The sequence below is a fragment of the Cellulosimicrobium funkei genome (genome assembly GCF_001019615.1).
GTDB lineage: Bacteria > Actinomycetota > Actinomycetes > Actinomycetales > Cellulomonadaceae > Cellulosimicrobium > Cellulosimicrobium cellulans_E.
Map to the genome: position 1 here is coordinate 321121 of NZ_JNBQ01000001.1, position 19819 is coordinate 340939.

The 19819-nt window shown below is 74.1% G+C and carries 23 protein-coding genes; 10 read left to right on the forward strand and 13 right to left on the reverse strand.

All coding sequences use genetic code 11. The features are described from left to right. The first annotated feature begins 63 nt into the window (after positions 1–63). Positions 64–351: a FitA-like ribbon-helix-helix domain-containing protein gene (locus FB00_RS01430; RefSeq protein WP_047231257.1), complete on the forward strand. Its 288-nt coding sequence runs from the start codon at positions 64–66 to the stop codon at positions 349–351. Further along, complete coding sequence (locus FB00_RS01435; protein ID WP_047231021.1) at positions 348–776, forward strand: type II toxin-antitoxin system VapC family toxin; 429 nt, start codon at positions 348–350, stop codon at positions 774–776. Before FB00_RS01430 ends, FB00_RS01435 begins: the two co-directional genes overlap by 4 nt. 25 nt (positions 777–801) lie before the next feature. Here FB00_RS01435 and FB00_RS01440 read toward each other — a convergent pair whose 3' ends face one another. Both FB00_RS01440 and FB00_RS01445 read right to left on the reverse strand, forming a co-directional pair. After that, a complete protein-coding gene (locus tag FB00_RS01440; protein WP_047231258.1) occupies positions 802–1365 on the reverse strand; it encodes a GNAT family N-acetyltransferase in 564 nt (187 codons plus the stop codon). Positions 1366–1543: 178 nt separating this feature from the next. Then, complete coding sequence (locus tag FB00_RS01445) at positions 1544–2494, reverse strand: helix-turn-helix transcriptional regulator (protein ID WP_047231022.1); 951 nt, start codon at positions 2492–2494, stop codon at positions 1544–1546. A gap of 130 nt (positions 2495–2624) precedes the next feature. Between FB00_RS01445 and FB00_RS01450 the strand changes: the two genes are divergently transcribed. Continuing rightward, positions 2625–3752, forward strand: coding sequence for an epoxide hydrolase family protein (locus FB00_RS01450; RefSeq protein ID WP_047231023.1), 1128 nt, complete (start codon positions 2625–2627; stop codon positions 3750–3752). 104 nt (positions 3753–3856) lie between these two features. Further along, complete coding sequence (locus tag FB00_RS01455; protein ID WP_052877349.1) at positions 3857–4768, forward strand: siderophore-interacting protein; 912 nt, start codon at positions 3857–3859, stop codon at positions 4766–4768. Between the two features lie 35 nt (positions 4769–4803). Here FB00_RS01455 and FB00_RS01460 read toward each other — a convergent pair whose 3' ends face one another. Then, positions 4804–5196: a type II toxin-antitoxin system VapC family toxin gene (locus FB00_RS01460; RefSeq protein WP_052877350.1), complete on the reverse strand. Its 393-nt coding sequence runs from the start codon at positions 5194–5196 to the stop codon at positions 4804–4806. Then, positions 5193–5447, reverse strand: a complete 255-nt coding sequence (locus FB00_RS22575) for a type II toxin-antitoxin system Phd/YefM family antitoxin (RefSeq protein WP_047231025.1) — start codon at positions 5445–5447, stop codon at positions 5193–5195. Before FB00_RS22575 ends, FB00_RS01460 begins: the two co-directional genes overlap by 4 nt. A gap of 160 nt (positions 5448–5607) precedes the next feature. On the opposite strand from FB00_RS22575, the gene FB00_RS01470 reads away from it, so the two are divergent. Continuing rightward, complete coding sequence (locus FB00_RS01470) at positions 5608–6660, forward strand: NAD-dependent epimerase/dehydratase family protein (RefSeq protein WP_047231026.1); 1053 nt, start codon at positions 5608–5610, stop codon at positions 6658–6660. A 15-nt stretch (positions 6661–6675) separates the two neighbouring features. On the opposite strand, the gene FB00_RS01475 is transcribed toward FB00_RS01470, so the two are convergent. The 8 genes from FB00_RS01475 to FB00_RS01510 all read right to left on the reverse strand — a co-directional run bounded on the left by FB00_RS01475 (position 6676) and on the right by FB00_RS01510 (position 14275). Beyond that, entirely contained in the window at positions 6676–7761 is a 1086-nt protein-coding gene (locus FB00_RS01475; RefSeq protein ID WP_047231260.1) for an LLM class flavin-dependent oxidoreductase, read from the reverse strand. Positions 7762–7966: 205 nt separating this feature from the next. After that, complete coding sequence (locus FB00_RS01480) at positions 7967–8266, reverse strand: hypothetical protein (protein WP_052877351.1); 300 nt, start codon at positions 8264–8266, stop codon at positions 7967–7969. 170 nt (positions 8267–8436) lie between these two features. Beyond that, entirely contained in the window at positions 8437–10086 is a 1650-nt protein-coding gene (locus tag FB00_RS01485) for a bifunctional phosphatase PAP2/diacylglycerol kinase family protein (RefSeq protein WP_052877352.1), read from the reverse strand. 137 nt (positions 10087–10223) lie between these two features. After that, complete coding sequence (locus tag FB00_RS01490; RefSeq protein ID WP_047231027.1) at positions 10224–10724, reverse strand: hypothetical protein; 501 nt, start codon at positions 10722–10724, stop codon at positions 10224–10226. Between the two features lie 132 nt (positions 10725–10856). Then, complete coding sequence (locus tag FB00_RS01495) at positions 10857–11729, reverse strand: metal ABC transporter permease (RefSeq protein WP_047231028.1); 873 nt, start codon at positions 11727–11729, stop codon at positions 10857–10859. Beyond that, complete coding sequence (locus tag FB00_RS01500; protein WP_047231029.1) at positions 11726–12490, reverse strand: metal ABC transporter ATP-binding protein; 765 nt, start codon at positions 12488–12490, stop codon at positions 11726–11728. The genes FB00_RS01495 and FB00_RS01500 overlap by 4 nt, the downstream gene beginning before the upstream one ends. Beyond that, positions 12487–13476 carry a metal ABC transporter substrate-binding protein gene (locus FB00_RS01505; RefSeq protein WP_052877353.1) on the reverse strand — a complete coding sequence of 330 codons (990 nt, stop codon included), beginning with the start codon at positions 13474–13476 and terminating at the stop codon, positions 12487–12489. Before FB00_RS01505 ends, FB00_RS01500 begins: the two co-directional genes overlap by 4 nt. 10 nt (positions 13477–13486) lie before the next feature. Further along, a complete protein-coding gene (locus tag FB00_RS01510) occupies positions 13487–14275 on the reverse strand; it encodes an IclR family transcriptional regulator (protein WP_047231030.1) in 789 nt (262 codons plus the stop codon). A gap of 34 nt (positions 14276–14309) precedes the next feature. Between FB00_RS01510 and FB00_RS01515 the strand changes: the two genes are divergently transcribed. Both FB00_RS01515 and FB00_RS01520 read left to right on the forward strand, forming a co-directional pair. Further along, positions 14310–14843, forward strand: coding sequence for a helix-turn-helix transcriptional regulator (locus tag FB00_RS01515; RefSeq protein ID WP_047231264.1), 534 nt, complete (start codon positions 14310–14312; stop codon positions 14841–14843). Between the two features lie 10 nt (positions 14844–14853). Continuing rightward, positions 14854–15264 carry a VOC family protein gene (locus FB00_RS01520; protein ID WP_047231031.1) on the forward strand — a complete coding sequence of 137 codons (411 nt, stop codon included), beginning with the start codon at positions 14854–14856 and terminating at the stop codon, positions 15262–15264. A gap of 5 nt (positions 15265–15269) precedes the next feature. On the opposite strand, the gene FB00_RS01525 is transcribed toward FB00_RS01520, so the two are convergent. Continuing rightward, positions 15270–16190, reverse strand: coding sequence for a LysR family transcriptional regulator (locus FB00_RS01525; RefSeq protein ID WP_047231032.1), 921 nt, complete (start codon positions 16188–16190; stop codon positions 15270–15272). A gap of 132 nt (positions 16191–16322) precedes the next feature. On the opposite strand from FB00_RS01525, the gene FB00_RS01530 reads away from it, so the two are divergent. From FB00_RS01530 to FB00_RS01540, 3 genes are all read left to right on the forward strand, one after another. Further along, complete coding sequence (locus tag FB00_RS01530) at positions 16323–16613, forward strand: hypothetical protein (protein ID WP_047231033.1); 291 nt, start codon at positions 16323–16325, stop codon at positions 16611–16613. Between the two features lie 111 nt (positions 16614–16724). Then, positions 16725–17198 carry a nitroreductase family deazaflavin-dependent oxidoreductase gene (locus tag FB00_RS01535; RefSeq protein WP_047231034.1) on the forward strand — a complete coding sequence of 158 codons (474 nt, stop codon included), beginning with the start codon at positions 16725–16727 and terminating at the stop codon, positions 17196–17198. Positions 17199–17385: 187 nt separating this feature from the next. Next, entirely contained in the window at positions 17386–19767 is a 2382-nt protein-coding gene (locus FB00_RS01540; protein ID WP_047231035.1) for an ATP-binding cassette domain-containing protein, read from the forward strand. Positions 19768–19819 lie beyond the last annotated feature (52 nt).

A 19819-nucleotide genomic window follows, 5' to 3' on the forward strand; every position in this document is an offset into this window, starting at 1 on the left:
GGTGGGGCGACCCTGGTGGAGGGTGCTGTCGTTTTGCTAGCGTGGTGATCGGAGGTGGTCGAGGTGGCGACGCTGACGATCCGAGGGCTCGACGACGACGTGCGCGAGCGGCTGCGAGCGCGTGCCGCAGAGCACGGCCGGTCGATGGAGGCGGAGATCCGCGCGATCCTCACGTCCGCGGTGACGGCACCGAGCGGGTTGGAACGCGGGCTCGGCACGTTCATCCACAGCTCGTTCGCCGACGCCGGGCTGACGGTCGAGCTCGACCTGCCCCCGCGCTCGGAGCACGGACGCGCCGTCGACTTCTCCGACGAGCCGGGCGGGTCGAACCGCGAGGTCGCGGACGCGTGATCGTCCTCGACACGAACGTCGTGTCCGAGGCGATTCGCCCGGTGCCCGAGGCGCGCGTGCTTCGCTGGCTCGACGCGCGGACTCCGGAGGCGCTGTGGATCACGGCGGTCACGGTCGGCGAGATCGTCCACGGCGTGGCGCGGCTGCCCGACGGGCGGCGCCGAGACCGCCTCGCCGCGCTCATCGAGGAGCACGTCACCACGACGTTCGCGGGCCGCGTGCTCGCGTACGACGCCGACGCCGCGCGCGTCGGGGGCACCCTCCTCGCGCTCCGCGAGCGAGCGGGGCGGCCGATGAGCATGGCCGACGCGCAGATCGCCGCGATCTGTCGCGTGCACGGCGCGACGCTCGCGACGCGCAACGTCCGCGACTTCGTCGGCACCGGCGTGGCCGTCGTCGACCCGTGGAGACCCGTGCCTTCCTGACCCGGCACGCTCCTGACCTGCACGCTCAGCCGAGCGCGCGGCGCATCACGACCCGCGGCACGCCGCCGCTCACGCCGGTGGTCGGGGCCGCACGCACGAACCCGGCCTGCTCGAACAGCGTTACCGTGCCGACGTACCCGGAGATCACGTCGACACGCTCGCCGCCCGCGTCGACGGGGTAGCCCTCGACCGCGGGTGCGCCGTGCGCGGCGGCGTGCTCGACGGCGCCGGCGAGGAGGTCGTGCATGAGCCCGCGACGCCGGTACCCGGCCCGGACGACGAAGCACACCGCGCTCCACGCGTCGAGGTCGTCGACGAACGGGATGGTCCGGGCGTTCATCAGCCGCCGGTAGGTGCTGCGCGGCGCCACCGAGCACCAGCCCGCGACCTCACCGTCGACGTACGCGAGCACGCCCGGCCCGGGGTCGGTCGTGCACAGGTCGGCCATGAACCCGGGGCGATCCTCGGCGCTGACGCGGCTGTCGCGGTAGGACATGCACCAGCACCCGCGCACCCCGGCCTTCCGCGGCCCGACCACGGCGGCGAAGTCGTCGTAGCGCCCGACGGCGGAGCGCACCTCCACGTCCATCCCGCCCACGCTAGGCGCGCCCGCCCACGCGGGCGAGCGCCGTCGTCGGGCCGGCGTCGGGGAAGCGGCGCCCAGAACGACCCCACCCGCCGTCGAGCACGACCTGAAGGACGGAAAGCGATGGATAACGACCCCCATGTCGTGTTCGACGGCGGGCAGAGGCGTTCTCGGGGCGGGGTCAGGCGGGGGTCGCGCGGGCGTAGCGGGTTGCCAGGGTGCGGACGTGGTCGACGAGAGCCTGCGGCTCCGTCACGTGGAAGTCGAGGCCGAGCATGCCGACCCACACCGCGACGACCTCGACGCTGTCGCCGCCGGTGACGAGGACGCAACGGTCGTCGTCGAGCGGCTCGACCGTGCCGACCGTCGGGTTGATGCGCCGCAGCACCTCCGCGGCGGGCGCGGCGACGACGATCCGGGCGTGGACGGCCCACCCGGTGCGCGCGACCTCGCGCACGACGAACTCGGTCATGTCCCCGGGGAAGTCCACCGGCACGAACCGGCGCCCGCCCGGCACGCGCAGCACGAGCCAGTCGACACGGTAGGGACCCCACGCGCCGGTCGTCGGGTCGCGCGCGACGAGGAACCAGCGGCGCTGCCACGCGACGAGGCGGTACGGCTCCAGCTCGAGCGGCTCGTCGCGGTAGAAGCAGCGCAGACCCTGGTGGTCGCGCACGGCGTCGGCGAGGGCGGTCAGCGTGTCCGGGTCGACGACCGGGTCCTCGACGTTCGAGTCGGTGTTGGCCGGCCCGGCGGCGCTCGCGGACCGCAGCGCGACGAGGCGGCGGCGCAGCCGGTCGGGCATGACCTGCTCGAGCTTGGCGAGCGCCGACGCCCCGGCCTCCTCGAACCCCGCCGTGCCGGTCGCGGCCCGCAGCCCGACGGCGACCGCGACGGCCTCGGCGTCGTCGAGCAGGAGCGGGGGCAGCCGCGCGCCCGCCCCCAGCCGGTACCGGCCGCCCGGTCCGCGCACGGCGTCGACGGGGTAGCCGAGCTCGCGCAGGCGCGCGACGTCGTTGCGGACGGTGCGGTCGGTGACGTCGAGGCGCGCGGCGAGCTCGGCGCCCGACCAGTCGGGGCGCGACTGGAGCAGCCCGAGCAGGGCGAGCATGCGGGCCGAGGTGGAGGCCACGAGGTCCCTCCGAGAGATCGCCGGAAGTAAGCCGGAGCTGGGCCAGAATAACGGAAGAAAGCGTTCCTGAACCCTGCGTAACGTCGGTATCAGAGCAGGGCACGAGGCCCGCTCCGACCGAGGAGGCATCATGAGCAGCACGACCCTCGAGCACCGCCCGTTCTCCGTGGCCGTCCCGCAGGCCGACCTGGACGACCTGCGCGAGCGCCTCGAGCGGACCCGCTTCGCGCCGGCTGCGCCCGGCGACTCCTGGGACTACGGCACGCCCGCGTCCTACCTGCGCGACATGGTCGGGCGCTGGACGGCGTTCGACTGGCGCGCCGTCGAGGACCGGGTGAACGCCTACCCGGGCTTCCGCACGGAGATCGACGGCCAGCCGATCCACTACCTGCACGTGCGCTCGCAGCACGAGGACGCGACGCCGCTGCTGCTCGCGCACAGCTACCCGGGCTCGATCCTCGACTTCCTCGACATGATCGACCCGCTCGTCGACCCCGTCGCGCACGGCGGCCGGCCCGAGGACGCGTTCCACCTCGTGATCCCGTCCATGCCGGGCTTCGGGTTCTCCACGCCCGTCGTCGGGGACACGGACTGGACCATGGCGCGTGTCGCCCGTGCCTACGACGTGCTCATGCGTGACCTCGGCTACGCGTCCTACGGGATTCACGGGAGCGACGGCGGCGCGATGGTCTCGCGCGAGCTCGCGATCCTCGACCCCGAGGGCTTCCTCGGCGCCCACGTGCTCCAGCTCTTCTCCTTCCCGTCCGGCGCGCCGGGCGAGATGGACGGCTTCGGGGAGAAGGAGTTCGCGGCGCTCGGCCACCTCCAGTGGTTCCAGTCCGTGGGCGCCTACAACACGATGAACGCCTCCCGGCCGCAGACCGTGGCCGCCGGCCTCGCCGACTCACCGGTCGCCGTGCTGGCGTACCACGAGCTGTTCGAGAGCTTCGGCAACGGGACGAGCCTCGTGAGCGCCGACCAGGTGCTCGCGCAGGCGACGCTCTACTGGCTGACCAACTCCTACGCGACCGCCGCGCGCTACCACTACGCGGAGCAGCGCTCCGGTGCCGAGCCGGTCGTGAGCCAGGGCCGGATCGGCGTCGCCGTGTTCAAGGACGACTTCCAGACGATCCGGGCGTTCGCGGAGCGCGACAACGCCCGGATCGAGCACTGGTCCGAGCACCCGCGCGGCGGCCACTACGCGTCGCTCGAGGTCCCGCTCGACGTCGTCGCCGACCTCCGGGTGTTCTTCGCCTGACACCCGCGATCAGCGAGGACGGGTGACGCGCCCTCGACCACGACGTCGCTGTCGTCATCGGCCGGATGACGACAGCGACGTCGTGCTCGGCGCAGAATGGGGCGGTGCTCGACCGACCCGTGACCCGCCTCGACCTCGTCCCGCGCCGCGTCCGCGTGCACCGCGTCCAGGAGACGTCCGGCGCGCTGCGACGCATCACGTTCCGCGACGCCGCCCCGGTCGTGCACGACGACCGGCGTGCGGCCGGGCCGGGTGCCGACGGCTCGCGCGGGGCCTCGCTCGCGGCACTGCACGCCCCGGGCCCGGACGACCACGTCAAGGTCTTCCTGCCCGACCCGACGACCGGCGTCCTGCACGCCCCGACGCTCACGACCGACGGCGCGCTCCAGCGCCCGACGGGCGTGGTCTCCATCTCGCGCGAGCTGACGGTCCGGGCGACGCGGGTCGTCGACGGGGTCGCGGAGGTCGACGTCGACTGGGTGCTGCACGGCGGCGGCGACCCGGGCGCGCCGCCCACCGGCGAGGGCGGACCCGCGTCCGCCTGGGCGGCCCGAGCCCAGGTCGGCGACGAGGTCGTGCTCGCAGGCCCGACGACGAGCCGCGCCGTGCCGGACGGCGTCGCGCGGTTGCTGCTCGTCGGGGACGAGGCCGGGCTGCCCGCGCTCGCGCGGTGGGTCGACGCCGTCGGGGCGGACGTGCCGGTGACGGCGATCGTCGAGATCGGCGACGACGTGGACGAGGCCTTCGTCGAGGACGAGCTCGGCCGCGCGACGGTCGAGATCCTCTACCGCACCGACGGTCCCGGCCAGCTCGCGGAGGCGGTCCGCTCGCTCGGCCCCCTCGGCGACGGCGAGTACGTGTTCGGTGCCGGCGAGGCGACCGACCTCGCGCAGGTGCGCCGCGACCTGCGGCGGGGCGGCGCGCGTCCCGACCAGCTCGCCCTCCACGGCTACTGGCGCCGCGGCGTGGTCAACCTCGACCCCGACGCACCTCTGGACCCGACCGAGCCCGATTGAGCGTCGGACCGGCGCGCTCCACCCGGGTTCCCGGGTCAGTCGTCGTGGAGCACGTCCACGGCGAGCCCACGCCCGGCGACGGCGAGCCGCGCGTCGTTCGTCCACAGGGCCGTGCACCCGTGCACCTGCGCAGCGGCGAGGTGGAGTGCGTCGGGCGTACGGAGCGACGAGGCTGCGCGGAGACGCGCGGCACGCTCGAAGACGGTCGCGTCGAGCGGCACCTCGGCGAACAGCCGGAGTGCCGCGCGGTACCGGTCCTCGAGCTCGACGTCCCCGGACCGGAGCGGCCCGACGAGGCACTCGAGCCGGACGAGCGGGCTGATCGCGAACTCCTCCTCGCCGTGCCTGGCGAGCAGCCCGCGCACGTGCGCCCCGCGCTCCGCGTCCTCGACCAGGTAGATCACGAGGCACGTGTCGAGATAGATCACTCCCAGCCCTCGCGCTCGGCTTCGATGGCGGCGTCGACCTGCTCCGCGGGCCTGGGCGAACGCGTCGCGTGCGGGTGGTCGTCCAGCCACTCGACGATCGCCGCGCCTGTCCCGTGCGCGAGGTCGGCGCTCACCGGCACGAGCCGGACCAGCGGTACACCGCGGCGGGCGATGACCACGTCCTCGCCCGCCGCGGCACGGTTGACGAGCTGAGAGAGGTTGTTCTTGGCTTCGAGCACATTGACCTGCACGGCGCCTCCTCGGTGTTCCGACGACGTGATGGCCAGGATACCTGGCCAGGTCTGTCGGGCGGAACCCCGTGGAGGAGATCTGTCCGGGCGCGTGCCACCGGCCGTCTGCCGGAGGCGTAAACCGGCTGCGGGCGACCTCGCACCGGGGGAGAGTAAGGCCATGACGCGTCTCCTGGTCCTTGGCGGCTCCGACTTCGTGGGGCGCGCCGTCGTCGACGACGCCCTCGCCCGCGGGTGGGACGTCACCGTCCTCAACCGGGGCAGCACGCCCGTGCCCGACGGCGTCCGGCAGCTCGTCGGCGACCGCACCCGGCAGGACGGCCTCGACGCGCTGCACGCCGAGGACGTCCCGCAGAAGTGGGACGTCGTGGTGGACACGTGGTCGTGGGCGCCCGTCGCGGTGCGCGACGCGGCGCGCGTGCTCGCGGGACGGCTCCCCGGCGACAACCGGTACGTCTACGTGTCGTCACGCTCGGTGTACCCGTTCCCGCCCGCGCGCGGCGCCGCCGAGACCGCCGCGCTCGTCGAGGGCGACCCGGAGGACGAGGCGTCCGACGACTACGCGCGGGCCAAGCGGGGTGCGGAGATCGCCGCCGTGGACGCGCTCGGCGACCGGGCGATCCTGCTCCGTGCAGGCCTGATCCTCGGCCCGCGCGAGAACGTCGGCCGCCTGCCGTGGTGGCTGCGGCGCGTCGCGCGCGGCGGGCCGGTGCTCGCGCCCGGACCGGCGGACCTGCCGCTGCAGTACGTCGACGCGCGCGACCTCGCGGCGTTCGCGCTCGACGCGGCGCTCGCGGGCGCGTCGGGGCCGGTCGACGTCGTCAGCGCCCCGGGCCACACGACCATGGGTGAGCTGCTCGCGGCGTGCGTCGAGGCGACGGCGGACGACGCGGCGGCGGCCGGGAACCCGCCCGCCGAGCTCGTCTGGGTCGAGCCGGAGGCCGTGCTCGCGGCGGGCATCGAGCCGTGGACTCAGCTCCCGGTCTGGCTCCCGCCGGGCGAGCTGCACGACGCGCTCCACGGTTCCGACACCTCGCGCGCGTACGCCCTCGGGCTCCGCCCCCGCGACGTGCGCGAGACCGTGCGCGACACCTGGACGTGGCTCCGCGCGCTCGACGCCGCGGGCGAGGCGACGCCGCAGCGCACGGACCGCCCCGCCGTCGGCCTCCCGCCCGACCTTGAGGCGGCTGCGCTCCGCGCTGCCGGGCGCTGAGCCGACGGGGGTCGGTCAGCCCTCGGCGAGGAGCTCGCGCACGCGCGGGATCACCTGCGTGCCGTACAGCTCGATGCTGCGGAGCATGGCCGAGTGGGGGAGCGTGCCGGTCGAGTACTTGAGGTCGAACCGGCCGGCGCCGAGGAGCCGCACCGTCCGGGCGATCTTGCGCGCGACGGTCTCGGGCGAGCCGACGTAGAGCGACCCGTCGCGTACGTCATGGGCGAAGCGCCCGCGGTGGTAGGCGGGCCAGCCGCGCTCGCGGCCGATGCGGTTGTTCATCGCCGCGAAGTGCTCGTAGACCTCCTCCTGCGCCTGCTCGTCGGTCTCGGCGACGTGGCCGGGCGAGTGGACGCCCACCGGCAGCACCGGGTTGCCGAGCTCCTCGACCGCGCGGTGGTAAAGGTCTACGTAGGGGCGGAACCGCTCGGGCTCGCCACCGATGATCGCGAGCATGAGGCCGAGCCCGTGCCGCGCGGTCCGCACGACCGACTCGGGCGAGCCGCCCACGCCGACCCACGTGCGGAGCCGACCGCTCTCCGTCTTGGGCCAGACCTCCTGGTCGGCGAGCCCGGCGCGGGTCGTGCCCGACCACGTGACAGGGCCCTCGTCGAGCAGGTGGACGAACAGGTCGAGCTTCTCCTCGAACAGCACCTCGTAGTCGCTGAGGTCGTACCCGAACAGCGGGAACGACTCGATGAACGACCCGCGCCCGAGGATGACCTCCGCGCGCCCGCCGGACAGCGCGTCGAGCGTCGAGAACCGCTCGAACACGCGCACCGGGTCGTCCGAGCTGAGCACGGTCACGGCCGACCCGAGCCGGATGCGCGACGTCCGCGTCGCGATCCCCGCGAGCACGACCTCCGGCGCGCTGATCGCGAAGTCCGCGCGGTGGTGCTCGCCGACGCCGAAGAAGTCGACGCCGACCTGGTCCGCGAGGACCGCCTCCTCCACGACGTCGCGGATCGTGCGCGCCCCGCTGAGGAGCGCACCGTCCGGGCCGGCCGTCACGTCGCCGAACGTGTCGAGGCCGAGCTCGACGGCGGCGGGGTCGGCCGGGGTGCGGTCGGGTGCGGTCGGGGAGGTCGTGTCGTCGGTCATCGTCTGCTCCTGCGGTCGGTCGACCGTCGGCGGACCGGTGCTCTCACCGGCGGCGCGGTCGTGCGCCGTCTCAACCGTGCCGGGTCCGTCCTTCTTCCGCGACCCGTCCGGTCCCGCGGCGACTCGCGGCCGGGGCACGACGACGGCCGCCGCCCCGGGAGGGACGACGGCCGTCGGGCGTGGCGCCAGCGTGCGGTGCGCCGACTCAGTACGTCGAGACGTCGCCGCTCGCGACGAGCGCCGCGATGGCGACGACGTAGATGATGAAGCCGATGGCGCCGAGCACGGTGAAGACGATGCTGAGGATGAGACCCCACTTGGCGAGCTGGTTGTCGAAGCCCGCCTCCTTGCTCTTCTTGCGCGCGATCGCGCTGACGACGATGCCCGCGATCGCGAAGACGAACGCGAGGACGAAGCCGACGATGCCGAGGGTCTTGCCCGGGTCCTCGATCGGGGCCGAGTAGCCGGCGGGAGCCTGCGGGGCGGCGGGGTACTGCTGGGCCATGGTTCTTCTGCTTTCTGGTGGGGCCGACGTGGTCGAGTCCGGACGGGGCGCGGACGGGGTGCCGTCCGCGCGACTGCGGGCCTCATTGTGGGGCATCACGCGTGTGCCTGAACAGGGGGAGTTCTCCCCGATGTCCGTGAAAGAGCGACAAAAGGGATAGGGGCGACGTACTACCCCGCCGTGGGGTCCGTCGGCGCGTACAGCCGGACCGCGCCGCGTCGCATCGTGAGACGGACGGTGACCGGCCCGGCACCCGCGGTCCCGGCGAGCGCGAGCGCCTCGCCGTCGTGCGCGAGCACCACGGGCGGCGACGTCGCGGCCCCGGACGAGGCGTCGCCGTCGGGTCCGGGCGGTCCGTCCGGCCCGACCACGGCGCCCCGGGCGGGGAACCGCAGCTCGAGCGTCGGGACCACCGTCGCGTCGACCACCAGGTGGCTCCGGACGCCGGGCACGCGTCGTGCGACCCGCGTCCCCGTGTCGCCCGCGGCGACCTCGAGGAACGTCCGCAGTCGGCTCGCGCGGCGCTCGGCGCGGGCCGTGCGGACGTCGAGCACGCCGTCGTCGAGGCGGTGGCGCTCGACGGGCGCGAGGCTCTGTGGGAAGTAGCGGTTGACGCCCGCGAAGAGCGACCAGTACTCGCCCTCGTGGCCCTCGACCGACATCCGCACGCGGTGCGCCCGCCGCAGCACGCGGGCCGCGGCGAGCACCGCCGCAGGCCACTTGCCGAGGCGGTGCTCGTGCTTCTCGCGCTCCGTGACGAGCTCCGGGTAGACCCCGGCGGAGAACGTGTTGAGCACGGTCCGCGGCGGCCCGTCGTGCCCGTCGACCTCGAGGTCCGCGACGTCGATCGTCACGCCGGAGCCGGTGCGGACCGCCGTGGCCGTCGCGGTCATCGACGTGAGGTCGGCGGCGCGCGCGAAGTGGTTGAGCGTGCCCCCGGGGAAGACGGCGAGCGGGAGGTCGTGCGCGCGGGCCGCCGCGGCGGCCGTGGCGACGGTCCCGTCGCCCCCGCTGATGCCGAGCGCCCGAGCGCCCCGTCCGGCGGCCTCGTCGAAGAGGCGCCGGAGGTCGTCGTCCGCGCCGAGCACGTGCACGTCCGCGCGCGGCAGGTTCGCGCGCAGCGCGACGAGCGGGTCCTCCTTGAGCAGGCGGCCCGACCCCGCGGCCGGGTTGACGACCACGAAGAGCCCCACGCCGTCGTCGAGCGCCGGGACGACGGCGGGCGGGCCGGCGGGCACGTCGGGGCCGCGCTCCGTCGTGCCGGGCACGAGGGCGCGACCCACGAGCGCGACCCCCGCCCCGAGCGCGGCGCCCGCAGCGACGTCCGAGAACCAGTGGGAACCGGTGTGGAGGCGCGAGTACATGACCGCTCCGGCCAGCGGCGCGAGCGCCAGGCCCAGCGTGGGCCACACGGTCGCGACGCCCGTGACGAACGCCGCCGCCGACGCCGAGTGGCCGGACGGGAACGACGGCGACGTCGGCGGGTCGGCGAGCCGGCGCCACAGGGGCAGCGGTTCGAGCGAGGGGCGCTCGCCGCCGAACACGGTCTTGCCGACGACGTTCGCCAGGAGGCTCGAGACGAGCAGCGAGCCGTAGCCGCGCAGCGCTGCCTCGCGCCCGCGCCGGCCGGTCGCGGCGATCCCGAGGGCCGCGCCCGCCCACAGCACGCTGTGGTCGGCCGCGGTCGACAGGCGCGAGAGCGCGGCGTCCGCGAGGGGTCCCAGGGCGCGACGGTTGGTCCAGTCGTTGACCGCGCGGTCGAGCCGGGCGACTCCGGGGAACGCCTCGTGCGGCTTGACGATCCCGGTGACGCGCGGCATCCCGCCATCGTAGGAAGCGTCGCGACGGACCGCGCGGCGGCGGTCGTGCCCGCGAGATCGACTCCACCGTCACGAGATCGACCCACCGAGGGTCGATCTCGACCGTGCGGGTCGATCTCGCGAGGAGGAGGGCGGGGTCAGACCCCGGCGCGGCTCGTCTCGCCGCGGAGCACGTCGATGTGGGCCTGCAGCCGCTCGAGCGCGACGGCGACGCCCTCGCCCGCGTCGTGCGCGAGGTCCGTCGCGTAACGGAGCTGCGCGGACGCGGCGTCGAGGGCGACCTGCGCGTCGGCCAGCGCGACGGCGGCCCGGCCGTCGGCGGCCTCGTCGCCGTCGGTCGCGCGGTCGAGCGCGGAACGGGCCTCGTCCGTCGCCGCCTGGACCGACTCGACGGCGTCGAGCACGTCGTTGCGGAGCACGGGGTGGAGGGCGGGGAGCTGGGCGTGGACGCGGTCGAGGTCGTCGCCGATCGTCTCGGTCTGGACCTGCGCGTCGGCGATGAGCTGCTGGACCTCGGCGGCGCTCGCCGTCGAGCACATCGGGAGCATCATGGCCAGCGCGAGCAGGCTCGCCGCGGCGAACCGGGCAGACGTGCGCGTGCGCTGCGGCGTCGTGGGCTCGCTCGTCCTCGCTGACATGGCACCCAGTCTCCCGGTCGAACCTGAGAAGAGCCAGGGAATCGTGGGCGAATTCATGGAGATTTCGCACACAGCGCACGTGGGCGACACGTCGCCCGTCGTCCGGAACGGGCGCATCCCGCCGAGCGGGGGTCAGACCCGGACGAGGCGGCGGCGTCGTGCTGCGGCCACGCGGGTCCCGATCAGGCCGTGGCGCGGGCTGAACAGGTACGCGAGGGCGAACGCGACGCCGAGCGCGACGACGACCGTGCCGCCCGAGGCGGTGTCGAGGTAATAGCTCACGTAGATCCCGACGACCCCGCACACCGCCGCGACGAGCGGCGAGATCCACAGCATCCGCGAGAACCGGTCGGTGAGCAGGTAGGCCGTCGCACCGGGCGTGATGAGCAGCGCGACCACGAGCACGACCCCGACCGCCTGGAGCGCGACGACGACCGTCAGGGCGAGCAGGCCGAGGAGCAGCGCGCCGAGCCGGCGCGGGGACAGCCCGATCGCGTGCGCGTGGGTCGGGTCGAACGCGTAGAGCGTGAGGTCGCGCCGCTTGAGCACGACGACCACGAGCGTCACCGCCCCGAGGACCAGCACCTGGAGCAGGTCGGCGCGTGACACCCCGAGCAGGTTGCCGAACAGGATGTGGTTGAGGTCGGTCTGGCTCGGCGTCACGGAGATGAGCACGAGGCCGAGCGCGAAGAGCGTCGTGAACACGACCCCGATGGCCGCGTCCTCCTTCACGCGGCTCGTGTCCCGGACCGCGCCGATGAGCAGGACGGCGAGCAGCCCGAAGACGAGGGCCCCGAGCGCGAACGGCGCCCCGACCACGTACGCGAGCACGACGCCGGGCAGCACCGCGTGCGAGACGGCGTCGCCCATGAGCGACCACCCGACGAGCACGAGCCAGCACGACAGCACGCCGCACACGATCCCGGCGGTGACCGTGACCGCGAGGGCGGTGCGCAGGAACTCGAACGAGAGCGGCTCGAGGAGCACGGCGAGGACGTCGGTCACGGGGCCACCTCCACGCCGAACGCGAGCGCGAGGTTCTCGGGCCGCAGGACCTCCGCGGGCGTCGCGTGCAGCAGGACGCGCTGCTGGAGCAGCACCGCCTCGTCCGCGAGCTCGGGCAGCGCGTGCAGGTCGTGGGTCGAGACGAGGACGGTCGCGCCGTCGGCCGCGAGCTCGCGCAGCAGCGCGGTGATCGTGGCCTCCGTACGCTTGTCGACGCCCGCGAACGGCTCGTCGAGCAGCAGGATCGTCGCGCCCTGCGCGAGCCCGCGCGCGACGAACGCGCGCTTGCGCTGGCCGCCCGAGAGCGCGCCGATCTGCCGGTCCGCGAGGTCGGTCAGCTCGACGCGCTCGAGCGCGTGCGCGACGGCGTCGCGGTCCGCGGGCCGCGTGCGCCGCGTGAACCCCTGGTAGCCGTAGCGGCCGGTCATGACGACGTCGCGCACGCTCAGCGGGAAGGCCCAGTCCACGTCCTCGCTCTGCGGCACGTACCCCACGGCCTGGGCGCGGCGGGCACGCGCCGGGGGTGCGCCGTCGACCAGGACGGTGCCGCGGTCCGGGCGCACCATGCCCATGACCGCCTTGCACAGCGTCGACTTGCCCGAGCCGTTCATGCCCACGAGCCCGCACACGGTGCCCGGCCCGCCCGCCGACCCCAGGGCGAGGGTCGCGCCGTCGAGGGCGAGGACGTCGCCGTAGTGGACGGTGAGGTCGCGCACGTCGATCGCGGGCGTGCCCGACGGCGTCCGCTCGCCCGCGCTCACGCGTCGCCCTCCGCCGTCGTCCCGGCGAGGCCCGCGACGATGGTCTCCGTGTCGTGCCGCAGGAGGTCCAGGTACGTCGGGACGGGGCCGCCGGGCTCCGAGAGCGAGTCGACGTAGAGCGTGCCGCCGAACGCCGCCCCGGACTCCAGCGCCACCTGGCGCATCGCCTTGTCCGAGACGGTGGACTCGCAGAACACGGCTGGGACGTCGTGCTCCTCGACGAACTCGATCGCGCCGACCACGGACCGCGGCGTCGCCTGCTGCTCGGCGTTGACCGCCCACAGGTACTGCTCGGCGAGGCCCGCGTCGCGCGCGAGGTAGGAGAACGCGCCCTCGCACGAGACGAGCGCGCGGTGGCTCTCAGGGAGCGCGTCGAGCGCGTCGGTCAGCTCGTCGTGCACGGCCGCGAGCTCGGCCGAGTACGCCTCGGCGTTCGCCGCGTAGTCGTCGGCGTGCGCGGGGTCGAGCTCGGCGAACGCGTCGGCCATGTTCTGCGCGTAGAGCTGGCCGTTGACGGGCGACATCCACGCGTGCGGGTTGTCCTTGCCCTGGTGCTCCTCGGCGGTGTCGTCGCCGAGGGCGTCCTCGATGGGAAGAGCGTCGACGCCCTCGCTCACGACGACGTGCGGCACGTCCAGCCCGTCGACGAACCGCCCGAACCACGCCTCGAGCCCCATGCCGTTGTCGAGGATCAGGTCCGCGTCCGCCGCCCTGCGGAGGTCGCCCGGCGTCGGCTCGTAACCGTGGATCTCCGCGCCGACCTTGATGATCGACTCGACGCGCAGGTGGTCGCCTGCCACGTTCTGCGCCATGTCCGCGAGCACGGTGAACGTGGTGAGGACGACGGGCCGGCCGTCGTCGACGACGGTCTCGCCGCCCGCGTCGGTCCCGGCGGAGCACCCGACGAGAGCGAGCGCGGTCACCGTCGCCAGCGCGACGACCCGACCGGTGGTTCTTCCGGTAATCCGGGACACAAAGTTCGGCACACCGAAAAATCTAGTCCGCACGGCCGGTGGACGCAACGACCCGCCCGCCGAGACGGCGGCTGACCTCGGTGGCGGCGCGGCCGACGGCGGCGGCGAGCTCGGCGCGGCGGGCGGGCGGGGCGTCGTCGGCCCAGAAGGTGAGGGCGATGCCGGCGACGGGGAGGCCGGTGTGGTCCACCGCCGCGTGGGCGACGGACGCGAGGCCGGGCGTGACCTCGCCGTCCTCCTCGGCCCAGCCGCGCCGTCGGACTCCGCGCAGGATCTCGCGCAGGGCGCTGAGGGACTGCGGGCCGACGCCGGTGCGGTCGGCGAACGCGGCGGCGTTCGGGAAGAGGGCGCGGACCTGGGCGGCGGGCAGGCCCGCGAGGACGGCGCGCCCGCTCGCGGTGAGGTGGGCGGGGAGGCGGACGTCGACGTCGGTCACGAGCGTGGGGCGGCGCGGCGCGCGCTGCTCGACGAGGTAGAGGACCTCGCGCCCGTTGAGGACGGCGAGGTGGGCGCTCTCGCCGGTGGACTCGACGAGGCGCGCGACCACGGGCCGCGCGAGGCGGGCGAGCGGCGCCTGGCGCGCGTACGCGGACCCGAGCGCGAGCGACGCCGTGCCGAGCCCGTACCGGTGCTCCTCGGGGAGGTGCGTCACGAACCCCTCGTCCACGAGGACGGAGAGCAGGTGGTAGACGGTCGAGCGGGGGAGCCCGAGGCCCTGCGCGACGGCGGCCGCAGGCGACGGGCCGGCCTGCGCGGCGAGGTACGTGAGCACGCGGACGGCCTGGCGCGCGGCGGGGACGTCGCTCGGCATGGAGACCACGGTAGGGCCGTGGCACGATCGAGGCGTGACGACCCTCCCCGACGACCAGCGCCTGCGCGACCTCGCGCGGCTGCGGCGCGTGCGGGACCGGATCGACCGCGAGTACGCGCAGCCGCTCGACGTCGCGGCGCTCGCGGCCGGCGTGCACGTGTCGGCCGGGCACCTGAGCCGCGAGTTCAAGGCCGCGTACGGGGAGTCGGTGTACGCGTACCTCATGACGCGGCGCATCGAGCGCGCGAAGGCGCTGCTGCGTCGCGGCGACCTGAGCGTCACGGACGTGTGCTTCGCGGTCGGGTGCTCGTCGCTGGGGACGTTCAGCACGCGCTTCACCGAGCTCGTGGGCGTGCCGCCGAGCGTCTACCGGCGCCGCGCCGCCGAGCCCGACGTCGGAGCGGGCACGACCGACGTCGTCGTGACGGGTGGCTCCGGGCTGGAGGCTCCGGACGGGTCGGGGGACGACCCCGGGGGCGAGCGGCTCGACGGCATGCCCGCGTGCGTCGCGCGGCGCGTCACGCGACCGGTCAGGAATCGAGAAGCGCGGGCGGGACGACGGTCCTAGCGTCGTTCCCATGAACCTCACCATCAACTCCAGCTTCCTGCCCCAGACCGACCCCGACGCCTCGCTGGCCTTCTACCGCGACGTCCTCGGCTTCGAGATCCGGAACGACGTCGGCTACGAGGGGATGCGGTGGATCACCGTGGGCCCGGCCGACCAGCCGGACACGGCGATCGTGCTGCACCCGCCGGCCGCGACGCCGGGCCTCAGCGACGACGACAAGCGTGCGCTCCTGGAGATCGTCGCGAAGGGCGCCTACTTCGGCGTGAACCTCGCGACGGCAGACGTCGACGAGACGTTCGCGCGGATCGAGGCGGCGGGCGCGGAGGTCGTGCAGGAGCCGATCGACCAGCCCTACGGCGTGCGCGACTGCGCGTTCCGCGACCCGGCGGGCAACGAGATCCGCATCCAGCAGCGCCGCTGAGGTCGTCAGACCCGGCCGCTCGACCCCGCCGCCTCGAGGTCGAGCGTGAGCGCGAGCGGCCCGAGCTCGGCCGCGACCTGGGAGAACTCGGCGACGAGCGGGGGGATCGGCCCGGCGCGCCGGACGAGCCCCCAGCGCAGCACGGGCCGCTCGTCGAGCGGCACGTAGGCCACGTCCGAGCGCTCGAGGTAGCGGATGCCCTGGGCGCACGCGACGGCGACGCCGTCGCCGGACATGACGCGCCACAGCACCTCCTCGCGCGTCGGGGTGGCGCCGCCGCGGTCAGGCTCGCTGCGGGGGACGGGGCTGACGGCGTCCTCCCAGTAGTCGGGGACGGGCAGGCCGGACGGGAGCACGTTCTCGTCGGCCAGCTCCGCCACGGACACCGACGAGCGCGTGGCCAGCGGGTGCGTCCGCCCGACGGCGAGCACGATCGGCTCGGTGAAGGTCACCGGGCCGACCGCGAGGTCCTTCTCCTCGACGGGCAGCCACAGGAGCGCGACGTCGACCTCGCCCTCGCGCAGGAGGCGGAAGGGCTCGTCGATGCGGACCTCGCGCATGCGCAGGTCGACGTGCGGGTTGCGGGCGCGGAACAGCGCCGTGACGGGGGCGAGCTCCTGCCACAGGGGTCCCATGACGCCGAACGTCAGGGTCTCGCGCGCGGCCCGTGCGGTGCTCGCGGCGGACTCGACGCCCTCGAGGATCCGGCGGTACCCGGCCTCGAGGTCGGCGCGGAGCTGCTCCCCGAGGGGCGTGAGCGTGACGCGCCGGCTGGTGCGCTCGAACAGGGGCGCGCCGATCCGGCGCTCCTGCTTGGCGATCGCCTGGCTCACCCGGGGCGCGGACACGTGCAGGCGCTCTGCCGTGCGCCCGAAGTGCAGCTCCTCGGCGAGCGTCAGGAAGATCTCGATGTCACGCAGCTCCACCCGACGATCGTCGCGTTCGTTAACCCCGGGCGCAACCACCGTTACGGGATCGGCCGTTGTTCGCGCGAACGCCCGGCCTGAGCCTGGAAGGGCACGGCGAGAGGCGCCGGGCACGATCGGGAGGAGGCGACCATGGCCGTCGTCAGGACGCACCGGTACACGGTGGAGACGGGCCGGCTGGCCCAGATGCTCGAGCAGCGCAGCGCGCTGATCCAGGGGCTGCGTGCGGCGAACCCCGCGTTCACCGCGGCCACGCTCGTGCGGCTCGAGGACGGGTCGTACCTCGACATCTGGCGGTGGGACTCGGCGGCCGCGATGCAGACGGCGGCGCAGGCCGCGCGCGACGTCCCGCTCGTCGGGGCGACGCTCGGCCTCACCACCGACCACGAGGCGCTCGACGGCGAGGTGCTGGACGAGCGGTGAGGACCGCCGTCGTCCCCGGTCGCCACGGCGGGGGACGACGGCCCGGACGGACGGCCGCGACCGACGCGGCCATGCAGGGTACGGCTGGACCGACGCAGGAGGAGCAGGACGATGAGCACCGAAGGACGGACGACGAACGACGCGGGTCGCGCCCCGGGCACGCCGGGACGGTTCTCGCGCTGGATGCAGCGCCGCTCGAACGCGCGCCTCGTGCGCAAGGTCCGTGGCGGCAAGGCCACGTTCATGGGGATGGACGTCCTCGTGCTGCACACGGTCGGCCGCCGCAGCGGCGCGCCGCGCGAGACGCCGCTCATGTGGCTGCCGGACGAGGGCGACGCGGTCCTCGTCGTCGCCTCGGGAGGCGGCAGCCGCAACCCGGACTGGCACGCCAACCTTGCGGCCCACCCCGAGGGCGTCGCGATCGAGCTGCCCGGGAGCGCGCCCGTCCCGGCGACGCCGCACGTGCTCGACGGCGCGGACCGGGAGCGCGCGTGGCAACGCGTCGCGACGGCGCAGCCGCGCATCGCGAGGTACCAGAGCAAGGCGGAGCGGCAGTACCCGCTCGTGCGGCTCACGCCGCGGTGAGTTCCGCCCGCGCGGCCGGTCCTGTCACAGGACGCCCGCGCGGCGCAGCAGAATCCACGCGCCGGATCGACCCGCTCTCAGGCAGACTTTCACCGGGCTGCCGAGGTCGGGCGGTCGGCGCCGTCGACCGGCCAGTCGACCGACTCAGCAGTGGCCGCGCGACGAGGCTCGACGACGAGGAGACACGATGAGCACGGCAACGACGACGGGAACGCAGACCTCGGTGCCCCAGGACCCCGACGCGCACGACGTCATCCGGGTACAGGGAGCGCGGGCGAACAACCTCCAGGACGTGAGCGTCGAGATCCCCAAGCGGCGCCTCACGGTGTTCACGGGCGTCTCCGGGTCGGGCAAGAGCTCGCTCGTGTTCGACACGGTCGCGGCCGAGTCGCAGCGCCTCATCAACGAGACGTATCCCGCGTTCCTCCAGGGCTTCATGCCGACGCTCGACCGCCCCGACGTCGACGTCCTCGAGGGGCTCACCACCGCGATCGTCGTGGACCAGGAGCGCCTGGGCGCCAACCCGCGGTCCACGGTGGGCACGGTGACCGACGCCAACGCGATCCTCCGGGTGCTGTTCAGCCGGTTCGGCGAGCCGCAGGTCGGCCCGCCCACGGCGTTCTCCTTCAACATCCCCGCGCGCAAGGCGAGCGGCATCATGACGTCGGCCACCGGCGAGAAGACGATCGTCCGCAACGCGATCTACCACGGCGGCATGTGCCCGCGGTGCGAGGGGCGCGGCGCGGTCTCGGACCTCGACCTCACGGAGATCTTCGACGACTCCAAGTCGCTGCTCGACGGCGCGATCAAGGTCCCGGGGTACACGGCCGACGGGTGGATGGTGCGCGGGTTCGCCGAGTCGGGGTTCTTCCCGGGCGACCGGCCGATCCGCGAGTTCACGGACCAGCAGATGCAGGACTTCCTCTACAAGGAGCCCACCAAGATCAAGGCGATGGGGATCAACGTCACCTACGAGGGCCTGATCCCCAAGATCCAGAAGTCGATGTTCTCCAAGGACGTCGACTCGCTCCAGCCGCACGTCCGCGCGTTCGTCGAGCGCGCCGCGACGTTCGCGCCGTGCCCCGACTGCGGCGGCACGCGCCTGTCGGAGTCGGCACGCTCGTCGAAGATCCGCGGGGTGAACATCGCCGATCTGTGCGCGATGCAGATTACCGACCTCGCCGCGTGGATCCGGGACCTTGACGACCCGAACATGGCGCCGGTCGTCAACGCGCTCGGGGACAACCTCGCGTCGTTCGTCGAGCTCGGGCTGGGCTACCTCAGCCTCGACCGGCCGTCGGGCACGCTGTCGGGCGGCGAGTCGCAGCGCATCAAGATGCTGCGCCACCTGGGCTCGTCGCTCACGGACGTCACCTACGTGTTCGACGAGCCGACGATCGGCCTGCACCCGCACGACATCGACCGCATGAACGGCCTCCTGCTCCAGCTGCGCGACAAGGGCAACACGGTGCTCGTCGTCGAGCACAAGCCGGAGACGATCGTCGTCGCGGACCACGTCGTCGACCTCGGGCCGGGCGCGGGCACGGCCGGTGGGCACGTGACGTTCGAGGGCACGGTCGACGGGCTCCGGGCGAGCGACACCGTCACCGGCCGCCACCTCGACGACCGCGCGACGCTCAAGGAGGAGGTGCGCTCGCCGTCGGGCGCGCTGGAGATCCGCGGCGCGGACGCGCACAACCTGCAGGACGTGGACGTCGACATCCCGCTCGGGGTGCTCGTCGTGCTGACCGGGGTGGCCGGGTCGGGCAAGAGCTCGCTCGTCGAGGGGTCGGTGTCGCGGCGCGAGGGCGTCGTGACGATCGACCAGAGCGCGGTGCGGGGGTCGCGCCGCAGCAACCCCGCGACCTACACGGGCCTGCTGGAGCCGATCCGCAAGGCGTTCGCCAAGGCCAACGGCGTCAAGCCCGCCCTGTTCAGCGCGAACTCCGAGGGCGCGTGCCCCGAGTGCAAGGGCGCGGGCGTCATCTACACCGAGCTCGGCTTCATGGAGACCGTCTCCACGCCGTGCGAGGACTGCGGCGGCCGCCGGTTCCAGGCCGCGGTGCTCGACTACACGCTCGGCGGGCTGAACATCGCCGACGTGCTCGACCTCCCGGTCGCGAAGGCGCGCGCGTTCTTCTCGTCCGGCGAGGCCAAGGTGCCCGCGGCGAAGGCGATCCTCGAGCGGCTCGACGACGTCGGCCTCGGGTACGTGAGCCTCGGCCAGCCGCTCACGACCCTGTCCGGCGGCGAGCGCCAGCGCCTCAAGCTCGCCACCCACCTGGGCGACAAGGGCGGCGTCATCGTCCTCGACGAGCCGACGACGGGCCTGCACCTCGCCGACGTGCAGAACCTCCTCGGCCTGCTCGACCGGATCGTCGACTCCGGCAAGTCCGTCATCGTCATCGAGCACCACCAGGCGGTCATGGCGCACGCGGACTGGATCATCGACCTCGGCCCGGGCGCCGGGCACGACGGTGGTCGCGTCGTCTTCGAGGGCACCCCGGCCGACCTCGTGGCGGCCCGCTCCACGCTCACGGCCGAGCACCTAGCAACCTACGTGGCCTGACCGCCGCGTCCCCGCCACGCCGAACACGACATGGGGGTCGTATCCGCCCGAT

What these genes read in the sequence shown, in the direction of transcription:
- FB00_RS01440 (WP_047231258.1), bottom strand. Translation starts at nt 1,365, where the DNA reads ATGGACGTGGAGGTGCGCTCCGCCGTCGGGCGCTACGACGACTTCGCC.
- FB00_RS01450 (WP_047231023.1), top strand. Translation starts at nt 2,625, where the DNA reads ATGAGCAGCACGACCCTCGAGCACCGCCCGTTCTCCGTGGCCGTCCCG.
- FB00_RS01470 (WP_047231026.1), top strand. Translation starts at nt 5,608, where the DNA reads ATGACGCGTCTCCTGGTCCTTGGCGGCTCCGACTTCGTGGGGCGCGCC.
- FB00_RS01475 (WP_047231260.1), bottom strand. Translation starts at nt 7,761, where the DNA reads ATGACCGACGACACGACCTCCCCGACCGCACCCGACCGCACCCCGGCC.
- FB00_RS01480 (WP_052877351.1), bottom strand. Translation starts at nt 8,266, where the DNA reads ATGGCCCAGCAGTACCCCGCCGCCCCGCAGGCTCCCGCCGGCTACTCG.
- FB00_RS01485 (WP_052877352.1), bottom strand. Translation starts at nt 10,086, where the DNA reads ATGCCGCGCGTCACCGGGATCGTCAAGCCGCACGAGGCGTTCCCCGGA.
- FB00_RS01490 (WP_047231027.1), bottom strand. Translation starts at nt 10,724, where the DNA reads ATGTCAGCGAGGACGAGCGAGCCCACGACGCCGCAGCGCACGCGCACG.
- FB00_RS01510 (WP_047231030.1), bottom strand. Translation starts at nt 14,275, where the DNA reads ATGCCGAGCGACGTCCCCGCCGCGCGCCAGGCCGTCCGCGTGCTCACG.
- FB00_RS01520 (WP_047231031.1), top strand. Translation starts at nt 14,854, where the DNA reads ATGAACCTCACCATCAACTCCAGCTTCCTGCCCCAGACCGACCCCGAC.
- FB00_RS01530 (WP_047231033.1), top strand. Translation starts at nt 16,323, where the DNA reads ATGGCCGTCGTCAGGACGCACCGGTACACGGTGGAGACGGGCCGGCTG.
- FB00_RS01535 (WP_047231034.1), top strand. Translation starts at nt 16,725, where the DNA reads ATGAGCACCGAAGGACGGACGACGAACGACGCGGGTCGCGCCCCGGGC.
- FB00_RS01540 (WP_047231035.1), top strand. Translation starts at nt 17,386, where the DNA reads ATGAGCACGGCAACGACGACGGGAACGCAGACCTCGGTGCCCCAGGAC.